The 3,979-nt window shown below is 64.5% G+C and carries 2 protein-coding genes; both read left to right on the forward strand.

From position 1 onward, the window contains the following. Positions 1 to 756 (forward strand): DUF2778 domain-containing protein (locus EN935_RS25495; RefSeq protein ID WP_164771330.1); only part of this gene is annotated, 756 nt, incomplete at its 5' end. A 125-nt stretch (positions 757 to 881) separates the two neighbouring features. After that, a partial coding sequence (gene uvrB, locus EN935_RS25500) for an excinuclease ABC subunit UvrB (RefSeq protein ID WP_127373732.1) occupies positions 882 to 3,979 on the forward strand: 3,098 nt, incomplete at its 3' end.

Raw genomic sequence — 3,979 nt, forward strand, 5'->3', positions numbered from 1 at the left:
GTTTCGCCCGTCGAAACCCAGCAGGACCAACCCGGCGATGCCGCCTCGCTGCCGGACGCGCTCACCGACGACGTGCCGTTGCCGACCCGCCGCCCGCAATTCGACGCACCGCAGCAGCCCAAGGTCGTGCAGCAGCAGTCCAAGCCCGTCCAGCAGCCGAAGCCGGCGCGCGAGACCGTCCAGCAGGCTCAGCCGACCAAGCCGGCGCGGCAAGGCCGACCGGCCGATGGCGGCAATGTGTTGGCCTATGCCAAGCCGGACACGCCTTCGGGCGGCCTCGGCAAGGCATTCAGGAACCTGTTCAACTCGCCAGGGTCTAGCAGCGGAGCCAGCAATGGCGTCGCCGTCTACGACATCAGCGCCGGCACCGTCTACATGCCTGACGGCTCGAGGCTCGAGGCGCATTCGGGCATCGGCCCCATGGCGGACCAGCCTCGCTATGCCAACCAGAAGAACCGCGGACCGACACCGCCCAACACCTACAATCTATCGCTGCGCGAGTCGCGCTTTCATGGTGTGGAGGCCTTGCGCTTGACACCGGTCGATGGCCGCAACAAATACAATCGCGACGGCCTGCTGGCCCATACCTACCTGCTTCGGGGCCGCTACGCCCAGTCGAGCGGTTGCGTCGCCTTCAAGGACTATGCGCGCTTCCTCGCCGCCTTCAAGAAAGGCAAAATCAAGCGCCTCGTTGTGGTGCCGCGCCTGAACGGATCGGCGACCCGTGTGGCGGCGGACAACGCACGCGGCGCCTGATCCTTCCGGGCAGGCACGCAACCAACGTCTCCTCCTGACAGCCTTCTGTCAGGAGCCGCATCCGGCGAGGCGCCTCACCTCATCCCACTCTTTCCATTTTGGCCAGGAAATCCCATATTCGGGACATGGCCAAATCTCCCGATCAAAAAGCGCCGCCGACGGCGAACGACGACCGCGCCGCGCCGAAGCGGCGCAGTCCGCTGACGGATTTCCTCGACGCCTCGGAGCCGCTGCACAGAGGCGGCTTCGCCGAGATGCCGCAGCCAGAGCTCTCGGGCACGCCGCTGACCGGTTCGATCGCGGATTGGGCCGAGCAGATCGAGCAGGAAGCCGAGAAGGAAGGACGTCTCGTCGGCAAGGGCGACGGCGGCAAATCGCCGAAGCCGTCGAAGAAGATACCCGAGCGCTCAAGCTCGCCGGGGCGCAGTTCGCGCGGCACCTCGATGGGTGGCGCGGCAACGGCCAGGGAGCGCACGGCAGCCGGCCTCAATCCGGTCGCCGGCCTCGACATCTCGCTGGAAGACGCCGAGACGATGGCCTCGGGCAGCGTCACCGCGACGGTGGCCGCGCTGTCGGCGCTGATCGAATCCGGCAATCCGCTGCACAAGGACGGTGTGCTGTGGACGCCGCACCGCCCCGCCCGCCCGGAAAAATCCGAAGGCGGCATTACCATCAAGATGGTGTCGGATTTCGAACCGGCCGGCGACCAGCCAACCGCGATCAAAGATCTGGTCGAAGGCGTCGACAACAACGACCGCACCCAGGTGCTGCTCGGCGTCACCGGGTCCGGAAAAACCTTCACTATGGCCAAGGTAATCGAGGAGACGCAGCGCCCTGCTTTGATCCTGGCGCCGAACAAGACGCTGGCGGCACAGCTCTATTCCGAGTTCAAGAAATTCTTCCCGGAAAACGCCGTCGAGTATTTCGTCTCCTATTACGACTATTACCAACCGGAAGCCTACGTTCCGCGCACCGACACCTTCATCGAGAAGGAATCCTCGATCAACGAGCAGATCGACCGCATGCGCCACTCGGCGACGCGTTCGCTGCTCGAGCGCGACGACGTCATCATCGTCGCCTCGGTGTCCTGCATCTACGGTATCGGCTCGGTCGAGACCTATACCGCGATGACCTTCCAGATGCAGATCGGCGACCGGCTCGACCAGCGCGCTCTGCTCGCCGATCTCGTCGCCCAGCAATACAAGCGCCAGGACATCAACTTCGTCCGCGGCTCGTTCCGCGTGCGCGGCGACACGATCGAGATCTTCCCGGCCCACTTGGAAGATCGCGCCTGGCGCATTTCGATGTTCGGCGACGAGATCGAGCAGATCACCGAGTTCGATCCGCTGACTGGCCAGAAGACTGGCGAGCTGAAAAGCGTCAAGATCTACGCCAATTCGCACTATGTGACGCCGCGCCCGACCCTCAACCAGGCGATCAAGTCGATCAAGGAAGAGCTCAAGCACCGGCTGGTCGAACTCGAACGGGCCGGCCGCCTGCTGGAGGCGCAGCGGCTGGAACAGCGCACCCGTTTCGACCTCGAAATGCTGGAGGCCACCGGCTCCTGCGCCGGCATCGAGAACTATTCGCGCTATCTGACCGGCCGCCAGCCGGGCGATCCGCCACCGACGCTGTTCGAATACATTCCCGACAATGCGCTGGTCTTCATCGACGAAAGCCATGTCACAGTGCCGCAGATCGGCGGCATGTATCGGGGCGATTTTCGCCGCAAGGCGACGCTGGCCGAATACGGCTTCCGTCTGCCGTCCTGCATGGACAACCGGCCGCTGCGCTTCGAGGAATGGGACGCCATGCGCCCACTCTCGGTCGCTGTCTCGGCGACGCCGGGCGGCTGGGAAATGGAACAGGCCGGCGGCGTCTTCGCCGAGCAGGTCATCCGCCCGACCGGGCTGATCGATCCGCCTGTCGAGGTGCGCCCGGCCAAGAGCCAGGTCGACGATGTCGTCGGCGAGATCCGCGACACCACCAAGGCCGGCTACCGCACGCTGGTCACGGTGTTGACCAAACGCATGGCCGAGGACCTGACCGAGTACCTGCACGAGCAAGGCATCCGCGTCCGCTACATGCACTCCGACATCGACACGCTGGAGCGCATCGAGATCCTACGCGATTTGCGCCTCGGCGCCTTCGACGTGCTGGTCGGCATCAACCTGCTGCGCGAAGGCCTCGACATTCCCGAATGCGGCTTCGTCGCCATTCTCGATGCCGACAAGGAAGGTTTTCTGCGCTCGGAAACCTCGCTGATCCAGACCATCGGCCGCGCCGCCCGCAACGTCGACGGCAAGGTCATCCTCTATGCCGACCAGGTCACCGGTTCGATGGAGCGGGCGATGGCCGAGACCAACCGCCGCCGCGAGAAGCAGGTGGAGTGGAACGAGGCCAACGGCATCACGCCGGAATCGGTCAAATCGCGCATCTCCGACATTCTGGATTCGGTCTACGAGAAGGACCATGTCCGCGCCGACATCTCGCAGTTCACCGACAACGCCGGCGCCATGATGGGCAACAATCTGAAAGCCCATCTCGACGCCATGGACAAGCAGATGCGCGACGCCGCCGCCAATCTCGATTTCGAGAAAGCTGCCCGCATTCGCGACGAGATCAAGCGGCTGCGCGAGATGGAACTGTCCATCTCCGAAGACCCGCTGGCCAAATATGCCGACATGGAAAGCCCGGTCTCGGGTCGCGAAAAGGGCAAGCACAACAAGGGCGTGGCCAAACATCGTACATCAGAGGAACAGGAGCGTTTCCGCAAGCTCGACGAGGCACGTGCCGCCGAAGAGGCAGCCCGGCCCAACCTCTTCCGCAAGCCTGTTCTCGACGAGATGGGCGCCGACGGCGCCGTGCCGGTCAAGAAGCCGCTGTTCGCCAAACCCTCGCTCGACGCCATGGGTCCGGGCACCGACATGCCGACGCCGGCAGGGGCGATGTCGCGCTCGCTGTTCAAGAAACAGTCGGCCGAAGAGGCGCACGGTTCCGACTTCGGCATTCCCGGCGACGCCCCCAAGCCGCTGTTCAAGAAGAACTCGCTGGACGAGATGACCGTGCGGCGAACCGAAAAACCGGTCGAAGGAAAAGTGCCAACCAAGCCCCAGTCAATCTCCCCCCAAGTGGGGGAGATGCCCGGCAGGGCAGAGGCGGGCGCGACGGAACGCGACGATTCCGCTAAGCCGGTTGTTCGTCAGCGCGCCGGCATCGGCTC

Origin of the sequence: Mesorhizobium sp. M7D.F.Ca.US.004.03.1.1 (assembly GCF_003998635.1) — a bacterium.
Taxonomy (GTDB): Bacteria; Pseudomonadota; Alphaproteobacteria; order Rhizobiales; family Rhizobiaceae; genus Mesorhizobium; species Mesorhizobium loti.